General features: G+C 64.2%; 15 protein-coding genes. 3 read left to right on the top strand and 12 right to left on the bottom strand.

All coding sequences use genetic code 11. The annotated features are described in order from the left end of the window. Positions 1-2: 2 nt before the first annotated feature. The 4 genes from VGG51_03440 to VGG51_03425 all read right to left on the bottom strand — a co-directional run bounded on the left by VGG51_03440 (position 3) and on the right by VGG51_03425 (position 3,073). Positions 3-662 carry a class I SAM-dependent methyltransferase gene (locus tag VGG51_03440; GenBank protein ID HEY1882080.1) on the bottom strand — a complete coding sequence of 220 codons (660 nt, stop codon included), beginning with the start codon at positions 660-662 and terminating at the stop codon, positions 3-5. Between the two features lie 80 nt (positions 663-742). Beyond that, entirely contained in the window at positions 743-1,561 is an 819-nt protein-coding gene (locus tag VGG51_03435; GenBank protein ID HEY1882079.1) for a hypothetical protein, read from the bottom strand. Between the two features lie 173 nt (positions 1,562-1,734). Then, positions 1,735-2,181: a hypothetical protein gene (locus tag VGG51_03430; GenBank protein HEY1882078.1), complete on the bottom strand. Its 447-nt coding sequence runs from the start codon at positions 2,179-2,181 to the stop codon at positions 1,735-1,737. Continuing rightward, complete coding sequence (locus tag VGG51_03425; GenBank protein ID HEY1882077.1) at positions 2,171-3,073, bottom strand: NAD(P)-dependent oxidoreductase; 903 nt, start codon at positions 3,071-3,073, stop codon at positions 2,171-2,173. Before VGG51_03425 ends, VGG51_03430 begins: the two co-directional genes overlap by 11 nt. Before the next feature lie 188 nt (positions 3,074-3,261). On the opposite strand from VGG51_03425, the gene VGG51_03420 reads away from it, so the two are divergent. Then, positions 3,262-3,819, top strand: coding sequence for a hypothetical protein (locus VGG51_03420; protein HEY1882076.1), 558 nt, complete (start codon positions 3,262-3,264; stop codon positions 3,817-3,819). Positions 3,820-3,898: 79 nt separating this feature from the next. Here the strand turns inward: VGG51_03420 and rpoB are convergent, their stop codons facing one another. Continuing rightward, complete coding sequence (rpoB, locus tag VGG51_03415) at positions 3,899-7,681, bottom strand: DNA-directed RNA polymerase subunit beta (GenBank protein ID HEY1882075.1); 3,783 nt, start codon at positions 7,679-7,681, stop codon at positions 3,899-3,901. A 388-nt stretch (positions 7,682-8,069) separates the two neighbouring features. Between rpoB and VGG51_03410 the strand changes: the two genes are divergently transcribed. After that, entirely contained in the window at positions 8,070-8,786 is a 717-nt protein-coding gene (locus tag VGG51_03410; protein HEY1882074.1) for a hypothetical protein, read from the top strand. Here VGG51_03410 and dxs read toward each other — a convergent pair. Genes dxs through VGG51_03395 form a run of 3 tightly spaced genes read right to left on the bottom strand, consistent with a single transcriptional unit; the run spans position 8,743 to position 12,235 of the window. Then, positions 8,743-10,659 (bottom strand): 1-deoxy-D-xylulose-5-phosphate synthase, encoded by a 1,917-nt coding sequence (gene dxs / locus VGG51_03405; protein HEY1882073.1) that lies wholly within the window; start codon positions 10,657-10,659, stop codon positions 8,743-8,745. The two genes, VGG51_03410 and dxs, sit on opposite strands and share 44 nt — an antisense overlap. A gap of 18 nt (positions 10,660-10,677) precedes the next feature. Beyond that, positions 10,678-11,286, bottom strand: coding sequence for a hypothetical protein (locus tag VGG51_03400; GenBank protein ID HEY1882072.1), 609 nt, complete (start codon positions 11,284-11,286; stop codon positions 10,678-10,680). After that, a complete protein-coding gene (locus VGG51_03395; GenBank protein HEY1882071.1) occupies positions 11,270-12,235 on the bottom strand; it encodes an NAD-dependent epimerase/dehydratase family protein in 966 nt (321 codons plus the stop codon). The genes VGG51_03400 and VGG51_03395 overlap by 17 nt, the downstream gene beginning before the upstream one ends. A gap of 77 nt (positions 12,236-12,312) precedes the next feature. Here VGG51_03395 and VGG51_03390 point away from each other — a divergent pair, with 77 nt between their 5' ends. Then, entirely contained in the window at positions 12,313-12,942 is a 630-nt protein-coding gene (locus VGG51_03390) for a hypothetical protein (GenBank protein ID HEY1882070.1), read from the top strand. 100 nt (positions 12,943-13,042) lie between these two features. Here the strand turns inward: VGG51_03390 and VGG51_03385 are convergent, their stop codons facing one another. From VGG51_03385 to shc, 4 genes are all read right to left on the bottom strand, one after another. Further along, positions 13,043-13,462: a hypothetical protein gene (locus VGG51_03385; protein ID HEY1882069.1), complete on the bottom strand. Its 420-nt coding sequence runs from the start codon at positions 13,460-13,462 to the stop codon at positions 13,043-13,045. Between the two features lie 228 nt (positions 13,463-13,690). Next, positions 13,691-15,274: a multicopper oxidase domain-containing protein gene (locus VGG51_03380; protein HEY1882068.1), complete on the bottom strand. Its 1,584-nt coding sequence runs from the start codon at positions 15,272-15,274 to the stop codon at positions 13,691-13,693. A 14-nt stretch (positions 15,275-15,288) separates the two neighbouring features. Next, complete coding sequence (hpnH, locus tag VGG51_03375) at positions 15,289-16,296, bottom strand: adenosyl-hopene transferase HpnH (GenBank protein HEY1882067.1); 1,008 nt, start codon at positions 16,294-16,296, stop codon at positions 15,289-15,291. Further along, positions 16,293-18,233 carry a squalene--hopene cyclase gene (shc, locus tag VGG51_03370; protein ID HEY1882066.1) on the bottom strand — a complete coding sequence of 647 codons (1,941 nt, stop codon included), beginning with the start codon at positions 18,231-18,233 and terminating at the stop codon, positions 16,293-16,295. The genes hpnH and shc overlap by 4 nt, the downstream gene beginning before the upstream one ends. Positions 18,234-18,320: the final 87 nt, after the last annotated feature.

The raw sequence follows: 18,320 nt of genomic DNA, 5'->3' as shown, positions 1-18,320 counted from the left end.
CGCTAGCGTTTCAAAGCGACGAGCAAACCGTCGCAGATCGGAATAAGCGCCGCGTCGACGCGATCGTCGCGCCCCGCTCGTTTGCTCACGAGGCGAAGCGCCCGCGTGCTGGGATCGTCGTTTGCAGGATCGGCGACCGCGCCGTCCCACAGCACGTTATCGACCAGCACGAATCCGCCCGGGCGCACGAGCTCGAGCGCAAGCTCGTAGTATTCGTTGACCCGCTGCTTGTCCGCATCGATGAAGGCCATGTCGAACGGCTCGATGCCCTGCGAGCGCACGCTTTCGAGCGTCTCCAAAGCCGGACCGATGCGCAGGTCGATGCGCTCGGCCACGCCCGCCGACTGCCAGTAGCGCCGCGCGAGGGCCGTCGTCTCGGCATTGACGTCGAGGGCAAGAACATAGCCGTCCGCCGGCAGCGCCAAAGCCATCGCCAGCGAGCTGTAACCGGTAAAGACGCCGATTTCGAGGTAGCGGCGCGCACCGATCGCGTGGGCCAGCACCTGCATTAGACGGCCCTGCTCGGGGCCGATCTGCATCCGCGAGTCGGAGAGCCTGGACGTCTCATCACGCAGGTCCTTAAGCACCGGATGCTCGGGCGCCATCGTCTTGACGATGTACTCGTGAATCGTCGGGTCTTGTATCGCGCTTTTGGTCGTCATCGCCGTATGATACCACCGAAGGCGGGAGCGCTCGGGCAAATCGAGCGTTCCCATCTTCATTCGGCATCGCGCGCGCGGGGTTACCTGGCAGGCGGAGGCGTGGGAGCCTCTTGCGGATCGAGCTGCTGTTCCTGCGGCGCCGCGTCGGCCTGCAGTGTCTGGTCGTCCTGCTGAGTCTGGGTCTGATCGTTCTGTTGCGGCTGATCGTTCTGCTGCGGCTGATCGTTCTGTTGGGACTGATCGTCCTGAGCCTGAGGTTGCTCGCCCTGCGCAGCTTCATCGGCCGGCGGGGCGACGTCGAAGGCGGCGACGGTCGGGCCGGCGTTGCCCTGCGGGAGCGCCGCGGCGGCGATCGGCGTCGCATAGCTCGGGATTCCCTGGTCCGCCGGGGCGGGATAGTAGTAGGCCGCTTGGTCCGGAACCGGGGCCGGCGCTTCTTCTTCGTAGGGCGCCTTGTCGCGGGCGACCTCGTTCAGCGTTCCGTTCGAGCCGTAGACCATCGTCACGGCCGCCGTCGTCCACGGCGAGTCCGGATAGGCCGACCGCAGCACCGAGATGGTCGCGACGCCGGCTGCACTCGAGGACTGGCCGCAGCGCCAGTACTCGCGCATCAGGTGGGACATCGTCCGCGGCAGCCACGGATCGCGCGGATAACGGTGCTGCCAGTCGAGAATCGCCAGCTCCAGGTGATTCAACGAAGTCGAGGTGTCGGGGTTGAGCATGTCGCGAACGTCGCGTTTGTCGTAGTCGTCTAACCGGTTTCTAATTTCGAGCACGCTCTGGCTAGATGGACCGAAGTATTCATCTGCCGGCGCGGCGCTTGTCGGGGAATCGGCTCGCGCTATCTGGAGCGAAGCGGCAAGCAGAATGCTCAAAGTAACGAGCGCTTTGCGCATCATAAACTCCTCAAAGGCAAAGAACCGCAAGATTGCGGTATGCAACAATTGTCGGAGTCTACGCAGCGACCGTCAACTTGTGTAACTCTGCAAACGGAGTTACACGGGCGATTCTAATCCATCCGCAATCAGTTAGCGGGCGCTTAGTTAGAGAGCCGTTAAAAGTGGATGAGTTCTTAGTGCAGCGAGCGCGTGTAGATCTCGTCGAGATCTTCCACCGTGTTGAGCGTCACCGCATCCTTCACGGCCGAGTTGTCCACCCCGCAGGAGGCCCGCATCGAGCCGGCCAGCTCGTCGCCGTGGTTGTAGCCGCGGACTGCCGCGTTGTGCGCCTCGATCGTCGCCTTGTCGGTCTTGCCGTTGGCGATGACCCACTTTTCGAACTCCATGTAGCGCGGCTTGGCGGTGCGCACGAACTCGATCGTCTTGTCGCGGTCGAGCCCCAGCGCGCCGAGCGTCATCGCGTCGAAGCCGGCGCCGCATTCGTCGTAGCCCGCCGGCAAAGCGTCGCGCGCCGCGAGCGAGAGCTTCAGCCACAGACGGGGGAGATGGATCGCTCCCAGCGGACCCGCGGTCCCCGAGCTGACCAATGGAACGACGGTGGTTTGAGAATCAGACGCCATTGCGAGTCCTCCTAGACTTGAAAGTGAGTTCGGAAATGCCGGACTTATCGAGTTCTCCCAATCCGAGAGTCTTCATCCGTTCGTACTGTTCGAAGGTTGCCGCTGCGAGCGGCAGCTCCAGCCCGGCTTGCTTTGCGAGTGCCAGCGCGATGCCGCTATCTTTAGCAGCGTGCGCGGCCGAAAAGTAGACGTCGTGGTCGCGGTTCTGCATGTCCGCGCCGTCGGTCTCAAGCACGCGCGAGTTTGCACCCGTCTGCGAAAAGACTTCGCGCAGCATATCGAGATCGAGGCCGAGCGCGTCGCCGAGGCCAAGCCCTTCGGCAAGCCCCGCGGTGTTAATGTTCATCACCATGTTCACGAGCGCTTTGACCTGGGCCGCGCGCCCCGCCTCGCCGATGTACCGCAGCGATGCGCTCATCTTTTCAAACATCGGCTCGAGCTTTTCGTAGGTCGCGCGCCGGCCGCCGATCATCAAGTAGAGCGTGCCGTTGCGCGCCTGCGGAATCGAGCTGGCCATGCAGGCTTCCAGCGCGTCGGCGCCCGCTGCCCGTGCAAGCTTTTCGATGTCGACGTGCACGTGCGGCGAAACGGTCGCGCAGTTAACGAAGACTTTCCCCGCGGCCCCGGTGAGCAGCGAATCCTCCGGCGGCGCAAAGATCTCGTACATCGCGGCGTCGTCGGTGACGACCGTGACGACGACGTCGGCGAGCGCCGTGACGCGCGGCAGCGAGGCGGTCACCTCGCCGCCCGTCTCGGCGGCGGTCGCGTGGGCCGATTCGGGGTTGAGATCGTAGAGGGCCACGATCGGATAGCCGGCGTCGTTGAGGCGCTTGGCGATGTTCGAACCCATCCGCCCGGTCCCGACGATGCCGACCTTTTGCAGCGTGCTCATATCAGGGACGGAGACTATGCTTGCTCTCGGCCCAGCGAACCTGCAAGGAGGCGAGCAGCAGCCTGCCGGCAAACACCCCAAGCGGCCGAACTAGAATGGGGAAGTACGCTATCATCCCTTTACACCGCTTAACGGCCGCCTCACTTCCCTTAATATCTCTCACGCTACTCCATATAGGAGATCTCAAATTGCATTTCAAGCGAACATTGGCCGCCGCGGTGGTGCTGATCGGGGCGAGTCTGAGGACCTTCGCCTCGGCACAAGTTGAGAGCACGCCGATCCCGGCCCCAAACAAACCGAACTTCTCATCGGAGGAGTTCTTGCTCGGTAACTGGACCTGCAAAACCAAAAGCGCGCGGCGCCCGGCGGTCTACGTAACGACGTCGACCTACACCCTCGACCCGACGGGTTATTGGATCAACCAAACCTCCACGACGGCGAAGACCTCGTGGGTCTCCAAGCAGCTCACGACGATGGATCGCATCACCTACGATTCGGACAGCAAACGCTGGGTCGACGTTTCGTGGGGTGACGGCGGCGCCTACGGCCTCGCGTTTTCAAAGGGCTGGGTCGGCGACCAGATCGTTTGGCACGACGTTTCGTTTGCACCGGGACCCGACATCAGCGCGCAGACCGATACGACGACGACAAAGGTGAGCCCCACGAAGCTCACGTCGACGTCGTCCTTTACCGAAACCAAGACCGGACGCCACGTTAGTGTGTCGACCGTTTGCACCAAGAACTAATCCCCGGCTCTTCCCGCTAAAAGAGAAGCGCGAGAACGAATCGTTCTCGCGCTTTTCGCTTTCGGCTGCCGGCGTAGAGTTAGTAGCCTTCTTCTTCCTGGTTGCTCTCGGTGAACGACGACGGTTCTTCTTCGTCGCCTTCGTAGGCGGGTTTTTCGTCCTCGTAGTTGGACTCTTCGTCCTCTTCCTCGAGCTCGTAGCCTTGCGGGCCTTCCACCTCTTCGTCCGCGGTATCTTCCTCTGCTTCGAAGATCTCCTCGGCATCGATCTCGGCGGCGCGCGGTGGTGCCGGCGGAGCGGGAATCGGCGTGACGGCGTCAAGCGGTTTGCTGTCGTCGATCTCTTCCTCTTCCTCTTCCTCGACCTCGCTCGGGCTCTCGGCGGCTTCGGCCGGTACCTCGGCCGCAGCCTCCCGCGTGGCGACCGCGGTCTGCGATACCACGTTCTGCTCGTCGCCCATCAAGAGTCCGTACTCACGGCGCTCCGTCTCGCCCATCTCGTCTTCAGGCGTCCGGATCTCGACCTCTTCGCGGTTCTCGGTGAGGACCTTTACGTCGAGTGCGAGCGACTGCAGCTCCTTGATGAGCACCTTGAACGATTCCGGAACGCCGGGTTCCATGACGTTCTCGCCCTTGACGATCGCTTCGTACGTCTTCACGCGTCCGACGACGTCGTCCGATTTCACGGTCAGCAGCTCTTGCAGCGTGTACGCCGCGCCGTAGGCTTCGAGCGCCCAGACTTCCATTTCGCCGAAGCGCTGGCCGCCGAACTGTGCTTTGCCGCCCAGCGGCTGCTGCGTGATCATCGAGTACGGGCCGGTCGAACGCGCGTGGATCTTGTCGTCGACCAAGTGCGCCAGTTTGAGCATGTAGATCAAACCGACGGTAATCGGCCGCGAGAAGCGATCGCCCGTGCGGCCGTCGCGAAGCCACGTCTTGCCGTCGGCCGGCAGGCCGGCGTCTTGCAGCCATTCCGCGATATCCTCGGCGTGCGCACCGTCGAAGACCGGCGTTGCCACGCTCATGCCGAGCATGCGCGCCGCCCAACCGAGGTGTGTCTCCATGATCTGTCCGAGGTTCATGCGCGACGGCACGCCCAGCGGATTGAGGACGATGTCGACCGGCGAACCATCTTCCAGGTACGGCATATCCTCTTCCGGGAGCACCTTGGCGATGACGCCCTTGTTGCCGTGGCGCCCGGCCATCTTATCGCCCTGCAGAATCTTACGCTTCTGCGCGACGTAGACGCGCACGAGATGATTGACACCCGGCGAGAGCTCGTCGCCGTTCTCGCGCGAGAAGACCTTGACGTCGATGATCTTGCCCTTCTCGCCGTGCGGCACTTTGAGGCTCGTGTCGCGCACTTCGCGCGACTTCTCGCCGAAGATCGCGCGCAGCAGCCGTTCCTCAGCGGTCAGCTCGGTCTCGCCCTTGGGCGTGACCTTGCCGACGAGGATGTCTTCCGGGCGCACTTCGGCGCCGACGCGGATAATGCCGCGCTCGTCGAGATCTTTGAGCGCGTCCTCACCGACGTTGGGAATGTCGCGCGTGATCTCTTCGGGCCCAAGCTTCGTGTCGCGCGCTTCGCACTCGTACTCCTCGATGTGAATCGAGGTGAAGCGGTCTTCTTTGACCATGCGCTCGCTGATCAGGATCGCGTCTTCGTAGTTGTAGCCTTCCCACGGCATGAACGCGACCAGGACGTTTTGTCCCAGCGCGAGCTCGCCTTGTTCCGACGACGGTCCGTCGACGATCACCTGACCCGCGCCCACGCGATCGCCGACCGCAACGATCGGACGCTGATTGATGCACGTGCCGGCGTTACTGCGAACGAACTTCAGCAGTTCGTAGGTCTTCTCGACGCCGTCGGTATTGCGCACCGTGACGCCCTTGGCGTCGACGGCGGTAACGTCGCCGGCTTCGTCGGCCACGACCAGGCTGCCCGAATCCTTGGCGGCGCGATACTCCATGCCGGTGCCGACGATCGGCGCGTCCGGACGGAGCAGCGGCACGGCCTGACGCTGCATGTTCGCGCCCATCAGAGCGCGGTTCGCATCGTCGTGCTCGAGGAAGGGGATCAGCGCGGTCGCCACCGAGACGATCTGCTTGGGCGAGACGTCCATCAACTGCACGCGCGCGGCGGGTTCTTCGATGTACTCTTCCGCATAACGGCAGACCACCGAGTCGGCGGTGATCTTTCCGCTCGGGGCGTCGACCGGCGTGTTCGCTTGCGCGATGATGTACTCGTCTTCGCGATCGGCCGTGAGGTAGACGATCTCGTCGGTCACGATGCCGTCGCGCACCACGCGGTACGGCGTCTCGATGAAGCCGAACTTATTGACGCGCGCGTAGGTCGCGAGCGAACCGATCAGGCCGATGTTCGGGCCTTCCGGCGTCTCGATCGGGCAGATCCGTCCGTAGTGCGAGTGGTGAACGTCGCGCACTTCGAAGCCGGCGCGCTCGCGCGAGAGGCCGCCCGGCCCCAGCGCCGAGAGACGCCGCTTATGCGTGAGCTCCGCGAGCGAGTTGGTTTGATCCATGAACTGCGAGAGCTGCGAGGAGCCGAAGAACTCTTTGATCGCCGCGACGACGGGGCGAATGTTGATCAGCGCCTGCGGCGTGACCGTCTCGATATCCTGAACGGTCATGCGCTCGCGGACGACGCGCTCCAAGCGGAGCAGGCCGACGCGGAACTGATTCTGCAGCAGCTCTCCGACCGAGCGGACGCGGCGGTTGCCGAGGTGGTCGATGTCGTCCTTGGGCACGATCCGCGTCGCGACTTTGATCAAGCGGCGGATGACCGCGACCATGTCGGAGCGGTTCAGGCACTTCGCGCCGATCGGCGGCATCTCGAGCCCGGCATCGGCGTACTCGTCGATGACGACGTACGGGTGATCGACCCGCGCGTCGACGTCCGGGTTCTCGATCCGGTAATGGAACTTCGCGTTGAGCTTGTAGCGGCCGACGCCGGCGAGATCGTAACGCTTTTCGTCGAAAAACAGCGACTCGAGGAGCTTCTCGGCGTTCTCGGCGTTCTCGGGCTCGCCCGGACGCAGCTTCTTATAGATCTCTTTGAGCGCGTCTTCGCGCGTCTTGATGTCGCGGTCTTTCTCGATCGAGTTGCGGACCAGCGGGCTGTCGTCGAACAGCTTGAGGATCGCCTCGTCGCTCTCCCAGTCGCAGCCGAGATCCGGGCGCGAGAGCGCGCGGATGAAGGTCGAGACGTAGATCTTGCGATTTTTGTCGATGCGGACGCCGATCGTTCCCTCGGTCTCGTCGTTCTTCGTGCCGTTGTCGGTCTCGAACTCGATCCAGGCGCCGCGGTTCGGAATGATCGTCGCGTTGTACGTGGGGCGCGAGTTCGTATCCACGTCCTGGCTGTAGTAGACGCCCGGCGAGCGCACGAGCTGGCTCACGATCACGCGCTCGGCGCCGTTGATCATGAAGGTGCCCTTGTCGGTCATGAGCGGGAAATCGCCCATGAAGATCTCTTGGTCGGGGATGCCTTTGATTTCACCCGACTCCGCCGTGATCAGACGAACCCGGACGCGCAGCGGCGCGCTGTAGGTCATGTCGCGCTCGCGGCACTCCTCGATCGAGTACTTCGGCTCTCCCAGCGAGTGCTCGCCGAACTCCAGGATCAGGTTGCCGGTGAAGTCTTTGATCGGCGAGATCGAGGCGAAGGCTTCAGCGAGGCCCTCGGTCTTGAACCAATTGAAGCTGGCTTTCTGGAGCTCGATGAGGTTGGGAATCTCGAGCACGTGCGGAATCTTGGCAAAGGAAAACCGATCCCGTTTGGGGCCCGGCTCCGGGCGCTGCTCGATGGTGAACGCGCCGGTGGGCATCGGGAACGTGGACGGCATTACACTGGAAGCGCCGTTTCCTGCCAATGCGATCTTTGAGGCAGCAGATCGCTTCGGCTTGCTCTTGGCGTCCCCTGAGGCTTTCGCGGGGGACTTCGGAGCCGTCGTCTTCGCCATTACTCTCTTTCTGTACGGTTGAAAATATTTAGTTAATAATTTCGTGGGGCACTACAGCCTTCCGGGCACACCAAAAAGACGAAACACGGGCTCCGTTTACCGGAGGTGTCTCGCCCTTCTCTTTTGGCGACTGTCATGCGCCCCGGGGCATAGGAAACGAGTTTATCACCCGTCGCCACGAGCGTCAAGGAAACCTTCCTCGGAGGGAGCAGGCGGGCGCCGCTTGCGCGGCGGCGGGGGTCAGCTAGGCGACACTTGAATGCTTGCCTCGGTGACGACAGCGCAGCCGGACATCATGGGGATCATCGGCTCGGCCTTCCGAGCCGCCTGGCCGCTGATGGAGCGGCGCATGTTCGTCTATTGGATCCTGGCCGCCCTGACCGCGCTCGGCGTCGTTTTCGGAATGTGGCTGGGAGAGTTCGCCGGCCCGTCCGACCAGCAGGCGGTGCACCTCGAGATCGCTGCGCAGCCGGTCGCGGCCTTCGCCGCGATCGCGATGTTCTTCATTTTGCCCGAGGTGATCCGCCTCGTCCGGCCGGCCTTCAAGATGACCTTCATCCTGGTGCTGGCCATCATCGGCATCGGGTTGGTGGTCGGAATCGCCACCGAGATCGGCTTCGTGCTGCTGATCTGGCCCGGCATCTGGGTCGCGGTCAAGCTCAGCTTTGCAACCTACGCCTATCTGCTCGACCCAGGGACGAATCCGTTTCGCGAGTCGTGGGCGCTCACGACCGGGCACTTCTGGCAGACGCTCGGCTTCATGGTGGTGCTCTCGATCTTCGTGGGGCTCATCGAACTCGTGCTGCTTGGCCTGCCGCTCGCGCTGGCGTGGGTCTTCCCGTCGGGCGCAGTCGTCCTCAGCCCGATCGCGTTTCTCGGGGTGGTGTACCTTTACTATGTAACGTTCATCGCCTATATGCGCTGGCTGCTCGAGCTGCGCGGCCTCAGCGAGCTCGGACTACCGACTTCTCCGATTTCGATTCACTGATCTGACGGACGCGGGCTGCCAGCGCCTCGCCGTTGAGCCCGAAGAGCGCGCGCTGCTTATCCTGCGAATCGTGCTGAACCAGCACGTTTGGAACGCCCATCCGCTCGACGCGCAAATTGAGGCCGCGGTCGGAGACGAACTCCGCCACGGCGGTGCCGAATCCGCCGGCCAGCGAGTGTTCTTCCAGAGTAATGACGTGCGAGTGGTCGCGTTCCAGATCGAGCAGCAGCGCCTCGTCGAGCGGCTTGGCGAAGCGCGCGTTCACGATCGTGACCGGGCTGCTCTCCGGACTCGTGCCGAGCAGCGCCGCAGCGTCGAGCGCGATGTCGACCGACGTGCCGTAGGCAAGGATCGCCACCTTGCGGCCGCGGCGCAGCACTTCGGCCTTCCCGTGAATCAGCGGCGCGAGCGGCTCGTCGTGGCGGCCGCTGGTCGAGCCGCGCGGGTAGCGAATCCCCGTCGGCCCGTTGAGCGTCAGCGCGTGCTCGAGCATCGGCAGCAGCTCGGCCTCGTTGCGCGGCGCCATTAGCGTGAAGTTGGGCAGCGTGCGCAGGTAGGCGATATCGTAGAGCCCCATGTGCGTCGGGCCGTCGTCGCCGACGAAGCCGGCGCGATCCATGCAGAAGACGACGGGAAGATTCTGCACGACGACGTCGTGCACGATCTGATCGTACGCTCGCTGCAGGAAGGTCGAGTAGATCGCGCAGACCGGCCGCAGGCCGCTCGACGCTAGACCCGCCGCAAAGCAGACCGCGTGCGCCTCGGCGATGCCGACATCGAAATAGCGCTCGGGAAAGCGTTTGCCGAACTTCGCGAGGCCGGTGCCGTCGGGCATCGCCGCGGTGATGCCGACGACGCGCGGATCCTTCTGCGCAACGGCGATCATCGCGTCGCCGAAGACGTCCTGGAACTTCGGGCGCCCGCCGGCCGAGGTTTTCTTGCTGCCGTTGCTAGGTTCGAACGCGTTGGCGCCGATGCCGTGGAACGTGCGCGAATCGCGCTCGGCGGGCTCGTAGCCCTTGCCCTTGACGGTACGCACGTGCAGCAGCACCGGGCGGTCGAAGTCCTTCGCCGTCTGCAGCGCATCGAGCAGTACGTCGTAGTTGTGGCCGTCCACCGGGCCGATATAGCGAAAACCGAGCTCCTCGAAGATCACCGCCGTCTTCTCCGCGGGGCCGATGAAGTGCATCGCGCCGATCTCCGCGCCCTCGATCGCGCGCTTTGCTGCGCCGCCCAGCGGGATGCGCTTGAGCACCTCCCGGCCGGTGCGGCGCACGAAGTTCGCAAACGGCTTGGTGCGCAGCATCGAGAGATAGGTGGCGATCGAGCCGACGTTGGGCGCGATCGACATCTCGTTGTCGTTGAGGATCACGATAAACGGCGTCCGCAGCGCTCCGGCGTTGTTGAGCGCCTCGTAGGCCAGGCCGCCGGTCAGCGCGCCATCACCGAGTACGGCGACGACGCACTCGTCGCTGCCGACCAGATCGCGCGCCAGCGCCATGCCCAGCGCCGCCGCGACCGACGTGCTGGCGTGGCCCGCCCCGAACGGATCGTACGGCGATTCGCTGCGCATCGCGAAGCCCGAGAGGCCGCCGCCCTTGCGAATCGTCGAGAAACGGTCGCGCCGGCCCGTGAGAATCTTGTGGACGTAGGTCTGATGGCTGACGTCCCACACGAGCTTATCGGTCGGCAGATCGAGGACTTTATGCAGCGCAATGGTCAACTCGACGACGCCCAAATTCGGCGCGAGGTGGCCGCCGTTGACGGCGCACGTGCGGACGAGCAGGTCGCGAATCTCACTTGCCAGGACATCGATTTCGCTGCGTTTGAGACGTTTGACGTCGGCCGGTGAGTCGATCCGCTCGATGATCATTGGCGCGGTTATACGAAGCTACGCGCCGATGCCCTGCGTTGCCGCAACGATGCGGGCGCAGAGGGCCGCGGCGCGCGGCGCGGTTTTTGCAAGCCAGCGCGCTTGCCGCCAGTTTCTGGGGCGCAGCATCGCGCGCACGGGATTGGTCCAGTCGCCCGATAGCTCGTTTTCGGGCGTATCGAGGATCACCCGAACCGCCGCCACGCGCTCGGCGCGCAAACGCCCTGTCTCCATATCCACAGCCGCGTAGCCCAGCGCCGCCCAGCGCCCGCGGGCCGCTCCGTTGACGATGGCCTCCGCGGTCAGGAGCGGATCGACGACCGGCTCGATGCGCAATCCCAGTGCGGCCCGAATCAACGCACCGGTCAGCTCTTCGTCGCAGTGCAGCACGCTGCCGTCGGGGCGGCGCACCTCGCGCGGAATCACGACCGTCCCGGTGGGCAAGCCGCGGCGCAGCCCGCCCGCGAGGCCGCAGCTCACGACCGTATCGCCGAGTGGTTCCTTTAGACCGGCCAGCGCGATTCCAGTCTGCACGATGCGCGCGCGCGGCATCGCGCTTCGCAGCGCCTTACACTCCAGCGCCGTCGCGCCAATCAGCACGACGCCCGGATTAGCCGGCAGCGGCATCGTCACGCTGCATCGATCCGTCGACGTAGCCGTTTTCGCGAAACCACGCGACCGCGCGCACCAGCGCATCGCGCACCGGCGTCGGGCGGTAGTCGAGATCGCGCTGCGCGCTTGACGAATCGGCGTACATCCGCTCGCGGGAAAGGCGCACTCCCTCGAGCGGAACGTCGGGCTCGGCGCCGCTGATCCGGGAGCGCAACTCATCGGCGCATCCCGCCACGTATGCGAGCGCGTAGGGCGCGCGCCACGCCGGCATCGGCTTGCCGGTGATCTCTGCAAGCATCGCCCAGATCTCGTCCATGCTCAGATTCTCGCCGCCGATCGGATAGCGCGCGCCGGCGCGTCCTTGCTGCAGCGCGGCGACGTGCGCGCGTGCGACGTCCTCGACGGCGACCAGGTTCATCCCGCCGCTGCCCGGCGCTTTCGCGAGGATCTTCCCGCGCGCGAAGTCGCGCACGAGCTTTCCCGTGGGAGTCGGCTTGGCATCGCCTGGCCCCACCGGCGCGGTGGGGAGCAGCGCGACGGTTGGAATGCGCGCGGCAAAGGCCGTGCGTTCTTGATCGAGCTTCGAGCGATGGTAGCGTCCTTCGGCGTGCCCGAGCGTTGCCGAGCTCGAGGTCAGCACGGCGCGTTCGGCGCCGCCGAGATGTGCGGCGAGCAGCAAACTCGCCGTGCCCTCGACGTTGACCGCGGCGATCTCGTGCGCCGCCCGCGGCGAGAACGTGTAGAGCGCCGCGCAGTGCACGAGATATCGGCAGCCGCGCAAGGCCGATGCAAACGCACCGACGTTGCGAAGATCGCCGACGACGTGCTCCGCTCGGTCGTCGACGCGCTTCCCGTCACGCACCAAGGCGCGTACGGCGTAGCCCGAATCGAGCAACTCGCGCAGAATGTGCGAGCCCACGAAGCCGGTCGCGCCGGTGAGAAAAACACGCTCGCCGCTAGCCATGGAGCACATTGCGAGCGGCGATACGATTCTGCCTGCCGCACCAGGGCTATCCGGCAGGCGCACGGTACTTCGAGAGTATGAAGTTTTCCGTTGCGGCAATTGCCGCCCTCACAACCCTCCTTGCCGGTTGCAGTGCGGGATCGACGGCCTCGTCGGTACCCGTCGCCAATGCGCCCGCCGGAGCAGCCTCGACGGCAGCTGGAGCGGCCGTCTCACCGGATGCATCCGAAAATGCCGCTGCTGCGTATTGCACGCGGACTCACGGCATAGTCGAGCATCGCCAAGCCGTGTACGGCAGCAACGGCACATCGTTGCTTTTCCTCGCCCGTACGGCGAACTTTTGCCAGTATACGCAAAAGGGGCCCAGCGGCTCGCGCATTCACGTCTTGCTGAACACGCTCTACACGAAGAAGCCGACGCTCGCGGCGCTGGCCTACATCCTCGCACCCTATCCGACGGGTACGTGCCAAGGCAATCCGGCGTCGTGCTACTGCTCGCAGCTCGGCGGTTCCGACCAGTTCGGCGGGTCGACCGGCGCCGGCGGCGGCTGGTACCTCAAGGGCGCGATCGATGAAACGCTCGAGGCCTGCATCTTCCCGGATATGTCGTCGATCGATTCGTGGGGGCTCACGTACCATTCCCACGGCATTATTCGCGGGAAGAACCTCGACAAAGTCTTGAGGTATAAATACCCCGGCGGCGGCTAACCGCGTCTGCGCTCGGCTAACCCCACCTCGGTGTCATCCTGAGCTTGTCAAAGGACGGTCGTACTCCGCAAAAGCTGGCAGCAAAAAGAGGGGGCCGAGCTTACGCGTGCGACGCCCCGAGCTCCCAAGCGGCAAGCTTTTTGCGCGCGGTTCCGAATTCGCCGAGTTGATAGATGGACGCCCCAACCGGAGAAAACGTAAACGCCTCAAACGGTTCGGCGAGCATTTTATCCAGGTAGGCAGATGGACCAACGCCGATGGTGACGTGGGGATTGAAATGGTCGCCGCTGGCCTTTGGAACGAACGTCGCGACGTAGTCGATCATGAAGGCGTTTAGCTTCGGGTCGCCCGAGCCGGCCAGCTCGTAGAAGGCTGCATCGGTCCCCGTAGCGAGCGTAAACGGCGAGACGGCGGCGATGATTTGCTGCTGCAGTTCGAGCAACTCGGGCGTCGGGCGGACGACGATGCCCCCAAGCCCGATCGGCCCGGCTGGAATGTAATACCTTGCCGACACTAGCACCGATTTCGGGGAGCGCTGCCGCGGGAACAAACCGTTGGACGACGGTAATGTGCGGCCGGTGCGTTGCGTCGAGAGCAAAGCCTTTGGGGAAGACTCCGAGCAGCTCGGCGTTGGCTGCGTTCGCGTGCTCGATCATCGCGGTGCCCGGTTCCAGAGCGATGTCGATCGCCGTGACGCTAGCCTCGGGTGCTCCCATACTCATGCAAACCCCTCAATACCGTTATGGCGTTAAATGGCTTCGATCTTTGCCATCATCCCCAGATCTTCGTGATCGAGGATGTGGCAGTGAAACAAGAACTCGCCCCTGATCGTGGGGTCGCGGAAGTCCATCAGCAGCGTGAGCGTGCCGGGAACGGTCTTGCCGCCGACGGTGCGCCGGTGCGGCACGACGACGCTATCCGCCCAGTGCGGATGCTCGACGGCGACCCCGTCGATCTTCTCGACGACGAAGTGCGTTTGATGGATGTGGAAGTCGTGAATCTCCTCGGTGACGTTCTGGATCTGCCATTCTTCAGTCGTGCCGGTATGCACCACGAACATTGGCGGAGCGTGAACCGAATAAGCCTTACCGTTGATAAAGAATCGCGGTTTGCCGTTCTCGCTCATGATCACGACTCGCTTGACCGAAGGCGGCGGCAGCGGGGTCGTGTAGACGTTGCGCGGCAGCGGCTCGCCGACGCGTAAGGGCGATGCGATGTGCGCGATGTGACCGCCGTGCCTGGGCGCGCGCAGATCTCCCAGGACCAGCGGCGGATCGGGGTCGCCGTTGGGCCCGGTGTTGTAGCAGAGCGAACGGAAAAGCGCGTGGCCGCCGGACGGTCCGGTGACCACGAACTCCGCGCGGGCCGCCGGCGGAATCGTGATCGAGGAAACCATCTTCGTGGCCGGCGTTCCGGGATATGTATCGAGCGCAAAGCCGTCGATCGCGACGAGCTCGAGCCGCTCGCCCGGGATCTTCAGCTTCAGCGTCCGATGCCCGGTCGCGTTGACGAGCCGGAAGAACTGTTTCTCGCCGGGCGCGATCGTGATCGTCGGCTTGACGGCGTTGTTGAGCGAGGTCGTCACGCCGTCTTTGGTTACGCAGGGCGCGCTGTTGCTGCCGTCGGGGCGCGCGTCGTCCCCGCCGAGGCCGGTGGCGCGCACGATGATCACCCGCTGCTTCATCTTGCGCAGGCCCGGCAGATGCCGCTCGAGGCCGTCGACGACGATCGCGCCCGACATCCCGCTCTCGCCAACCTGGAAGTTGGTCTCGCCGTGAACGTGCGGGTGATACCAGTAGAGTCCGGGTTCCTGATTGGCCGGCACGTGCACGACGTAATGCAGCGACTGCCCCGGCTTCGCGAGCATCGTCAGCACGTCGTCGCCCGGCTTTTTCGGTGAACTGCCGAGTCCGTGAAAGTGCAGGTTCATATCTTCCTGCGCCCCCGTATCCGGTTTCATGCCTTCCATCTGCATGCCGCCCTGCACCGCCGCCGGCGGCGGAACGTCGGGAAGATTGTTTTGGAGATTGAGGACGATCGTGTCGCCCGGCTGCACCTCGATCGTCGGCGCGACGTCGTTGGCGCCTTGGTAGTCGAAGGTCGGCATGCCGTCGGCATAATTTTGCGCGGCTTCGAGATCGACCTTAGCGACGCCGCTGACCGACTTGACCAGGGGCGGCTCCGGAAGTTCACGCCCGGACATCGGGCGCGCGACGGCTCCGGGCGCAACGGCCAGCGCTCCGGGAAGCGGCGTTACGGGCCCGCTATCGTGGCCGCCGCAAGCCGCAAGTGCAAACGACGCAACCAGCAGCCCGATCGCGCCGCGCCTCATGGAACGGACGAACTTTAGCCGCTGAAGGCCGCGCGAACCGATTCACGCAGCGAGGCCGTCGTGCGAATCACCGCCGTCGGCTCGTAGCCGCAGTGCGCCATGCAGTTATTGCACGACTCATGCTTGCCGCGGCCGTACTTCGACCAGTCGGTCTCGTCGAGCAGCTCTTTGTACGTGCGGGCGTAGCCCTCTTTGCTCATCAGGTAGCAAGGGCGCTGCCAGCCGAAAACCGTGTAGCACGGGATGCCCCACGGCGTGCACTCGAAGTCGACCTTCCCTTCGAGAAAGTCGAGATAGAGCGGGCTGTGATTCAGGCGCCATTTCTTGCGCTTACCGCCCGCGAAGGCTTCCTTGAAGACCTCGCGCGTGCGGCTTACGCCCAAAAAGTGCCCTTGATCGGGGGCTTTCTCGTATGCGTAGGCCGGCGAGATCTGCATCATGTCGACCTTCAGATCGTCGTTGAGATAATCGAGCACCTCGCGGACCGATTCGGGGCCGTCCTGATCGAAGAACGTCGTGTTGGTGAAGACGCGGAAGCCTCGCTCCTTAGCCACCTTGGTGGCGGCGATGGCTTTATCGAAGACGCCTTTGCGGCAAACCGATTCGTCGTGGCGCTCGCGCATGCCGTCGAGGTGGATCATCCAGACGAAGTAGACCGACGGCTTGAAGAGATGGATCTTCTTCTCGAGCAGCAGCGCGTTGGTGCAAAGAAACACGAACTTCTTTCGCTTGACCAGTTCCTCGACGATCTGCGGCATCTGCTCGTGGACCAGCGGTTCGCCGCCGGCGATCGAGACCATCGGGGCGCCGCACTCTTCGACCGCGGCGATGCACTCTTCGACGCTCAAGCGTTGGCGAAGGATCTCATCGGGGTGCTGGATCTTGCCGCAGCCGGCGCAAGCCAGGTTGCACTGCAGCAGCGGTTCGAGCTCGAGGACGAGCGGATACTTCTTCTCGCCGCGCAGCCGCTTGCCGGCAACGTACTTGGCGACGGCGATCTTCTGCTGGAGGGGCATGCTCATAGGTTGGTTGCTGGCTCCTTGTCGGTCTCTCGGTCAGAATGGCAGCTTTTCGCGCTCATCGCAAGGGCCATCGTCGGAAAGAGATGCCGGTACAGATGGTAGTTGATATAGAAATCACGCGGAAAGCCGGTGCCGGTGCACTCCCGCTCGTCCCAGGTACCGTCGCTTCGCTGGCGCTTGCACAGGTACTCCAGACCCGCCGCGACCGCCGGGTGTTGCGCGTGGCCGGCAAGCTGCAGCCCCAGAATCGCCCACGCGGTCTGCGAGGCCGTGCTCGCGCCGATCCCGGCAAACGACTCGTCGACGTACGAGTGGCAGCTTTCGCCCCAGCCGCCGTCGGGATTTTGCACCGAAAGCAGCCACGCGGCCGCGCGGTCCATCATCTCTTGCCCGGTCTCTAGCGCGCGCAGCGCCGAGATGACGCACCAGGTTCCGTAGATGTGATTGACGCCCCAGCGCCCGAACCAGGAGCCCGACGGCTTCTGCGTCTCGCGCAAGTACGCCATGCCGCGCGCTACCGCGGGATGATCGAAGCCTTCACCGAGTGCGGCCAGCATCTCGAGCACGTGCGCGGTGACGTCTTCGGTTGGCGGATCGATCATCGCTCCGAAATCCGAGAACGGCATGCGATAGAGCAGCTGGCGGTCGTTGTCGCGATCGAAGGCGCCCCACGCGCCGTTGCGCGAGTCCATCGCGAGCGTCCAGCGCCGGGCGCGTTCGACCGCATCGGCCACCGCTGTGCGATCGCCGCCCTCGATCAGCGAGAGCACGACGATGGTGGTGTCGTCGATATCGGGATAGGCGTCGTTATCGAACTCGAAGGCCCAGCCGTTGCCGCCGGTCTCCTTACACTTCATCCGCCAGTCGCCGGGAGCGTCGTCGGGAATCTGCTCGCGCAGTATCCAGCGCACCGCGCGCTGCATCGCCGGATGCGTACGCTCAAAACCCGCGAGCGCCAGCACGCGCACCGCCCACGCGGTGTCCCAGACCGGCGACATGCACGCCAGAAAGCGCCAGCCTTCCCGATCGTTGATGGTAAAGCGCTTCATGCCGGCGATCCCTTTGCGCATCACCGGATCGTCGAGCTCGTAGCCCATCAAATTGAGTGCGATCAGCGAATAGACCCACGGCGGCTGAATCCCGCCCCAGCTTCCGTCGGCTTCTTGGCGCTCGACGATCCACTGCGCGACGCGTTTGCGCGCCTCGGTGCGCCCCGGCTGGCGAGCCAGGCGTTCGTAGAGCTTCTGCAGGCGCTCGACGGCCATCAGCCAGTGGCGCGGTCCGGTGACGCGCCCGAGCTCCTTCTCGGTGCCCGGCGCAATGATCTCGCTCACGTCGGTTCCGAGCGGGCGAATCGGCCGCAGCGAAACGACGATTGTCAGCGGCGCAACCGTTCCGCGAGCCCAGCACGAGAAATCGTAGAGATTGAACGGCATCCACAGCGGAAAGTACACGATCTCGGGCGGCAGCGAAGGCACGCCCGACCACGGATAGATGCCGAAGAGCGCGAGCCAAATTTTTGTGAAGACCCGCGCCTTCACGGCACCGCCCGCTTTGAGAATCACCTCGAGAGCGCGGCGCATCTCGTCGCGCGAGGGATCGACGCCGAGCACTTTGAGCGCAACGTACGCTTCGATCGTCGTGCTCAGATCCGCGGGTCCGTCGTAGTACAGCGCCCACGAACCGTCGCTGCGCTGATGGTTGAAGATGTGCGCGATCGCGCCGGTACGGAACTCGTCGATCGGCAGGCCCAGGAATTTAAAGAGCAGCACGTGCTCGGCGGTCATCGTCACGTTGGTCTCGAGCTCGCCGCTCCACCACCCCTCCTCGTTTTGCTGGTAAAGAAGCCAGTCGACGGCTCTCCCCAGTGCGACGTGCGTCTGCTTCTTAAACTCACTAGACTGTGACGGATGCCGCTCACCGTCGGACTCGGACACATTCGTCGGGCCACATCCGTGTGGCCCTCCTATCGACTGCCTCGCGCCTTCCGCATCCTGCTCCGGCGCTCGGTCAGACGGTCCTCG

It is taken from the genome of Candidatus Cybelea sp. (assembly GCA_036489315.1).
GTDB lineage: Bacteria > Vulcanimicrobiota > Vulcanimicrobiia > Vulcanimicrobiales > Vulcanimicrobiaceae > Cybelea.
Note: the sequence above shows the minus strand (reverse complement) of the source record. Positions and strands in the feature narration are given on the sequence as shown.

Coding starts and splice junctions, on each gene's coding strand:
- VGG51_03440 (HEY1882080.1), bottom strand. CDS start 662: ATGACGACCAAAAGCGCGATACAAGACCCGACGATTCACGAGTACATC.
- VGG51_03435 (HEY1882079.1), bottom strand. CDS start 1,561: ATGATGCGCAAAGCGCTCGTTACTTTGAGCATTCTGCTTGCCGCTTCG.
- VGG51_03430 (HEY1882078.1), bottom strand. CDS start 2,181: ATGGCGTCTGATTCTCAAACCACCGTCGTTCCATTGGTCAGCTCGGGG.
- VGG51_03425 (HEY1882077.1), bottom strand. CDS start 3,073: ATGAGCACGCTGCAAAAGGTCGGCATCGTCGGGACCGGGCGGATGGGT.
- rpoB (HEY1882075.1), bottom strand. CDS start 7,681: ATGCCGTCCACGTTCCCGATGCCCACCGGCGCGTTCACCATCGAGCAG.
- dxs (HEY1882073.1), bottom strand. CDS start 10,659: ATGATCATCGAGCGGATCGACTCACCGGCCGACGTCAAACGTCTCAAA.
- VGG51_03400 (HEY1882072.1), bottom strand. CDS start 11,286: ATGCCGCTGCCGGCTAATCCGGGCGTCGTGCTGATTGGCGCGACGGCG.
- VGG51_03395 (HEY1882071.1), bottom strand. CDS start 12,235: ATGGCTAGCGGCGAGCGTGTTTTTCTCACCGGCGCGACCGGCTTCGTG.
- VGG51_03390 (HEY1882070.1), top strand. CDS start 12,313: ATGAAGTTTTCCGTTGCGGCAATTGCCGCCCTCACAACCCTCCTTGCC.
- VGG51_03380 (HEY1882068.1), bottom strand. CDS start 15,274: ATGAGGCGCGGCGCGATCGGGCTGCTGGTTGCGTCGTTTGCACTTGCG.
- hpnH (HEY1882067.1), bottom strand. CDS start 16,296: ATGAGCATGCCCCTCCAGCAGAAGATCGCCGTCGCCAAGTACGTTGCC.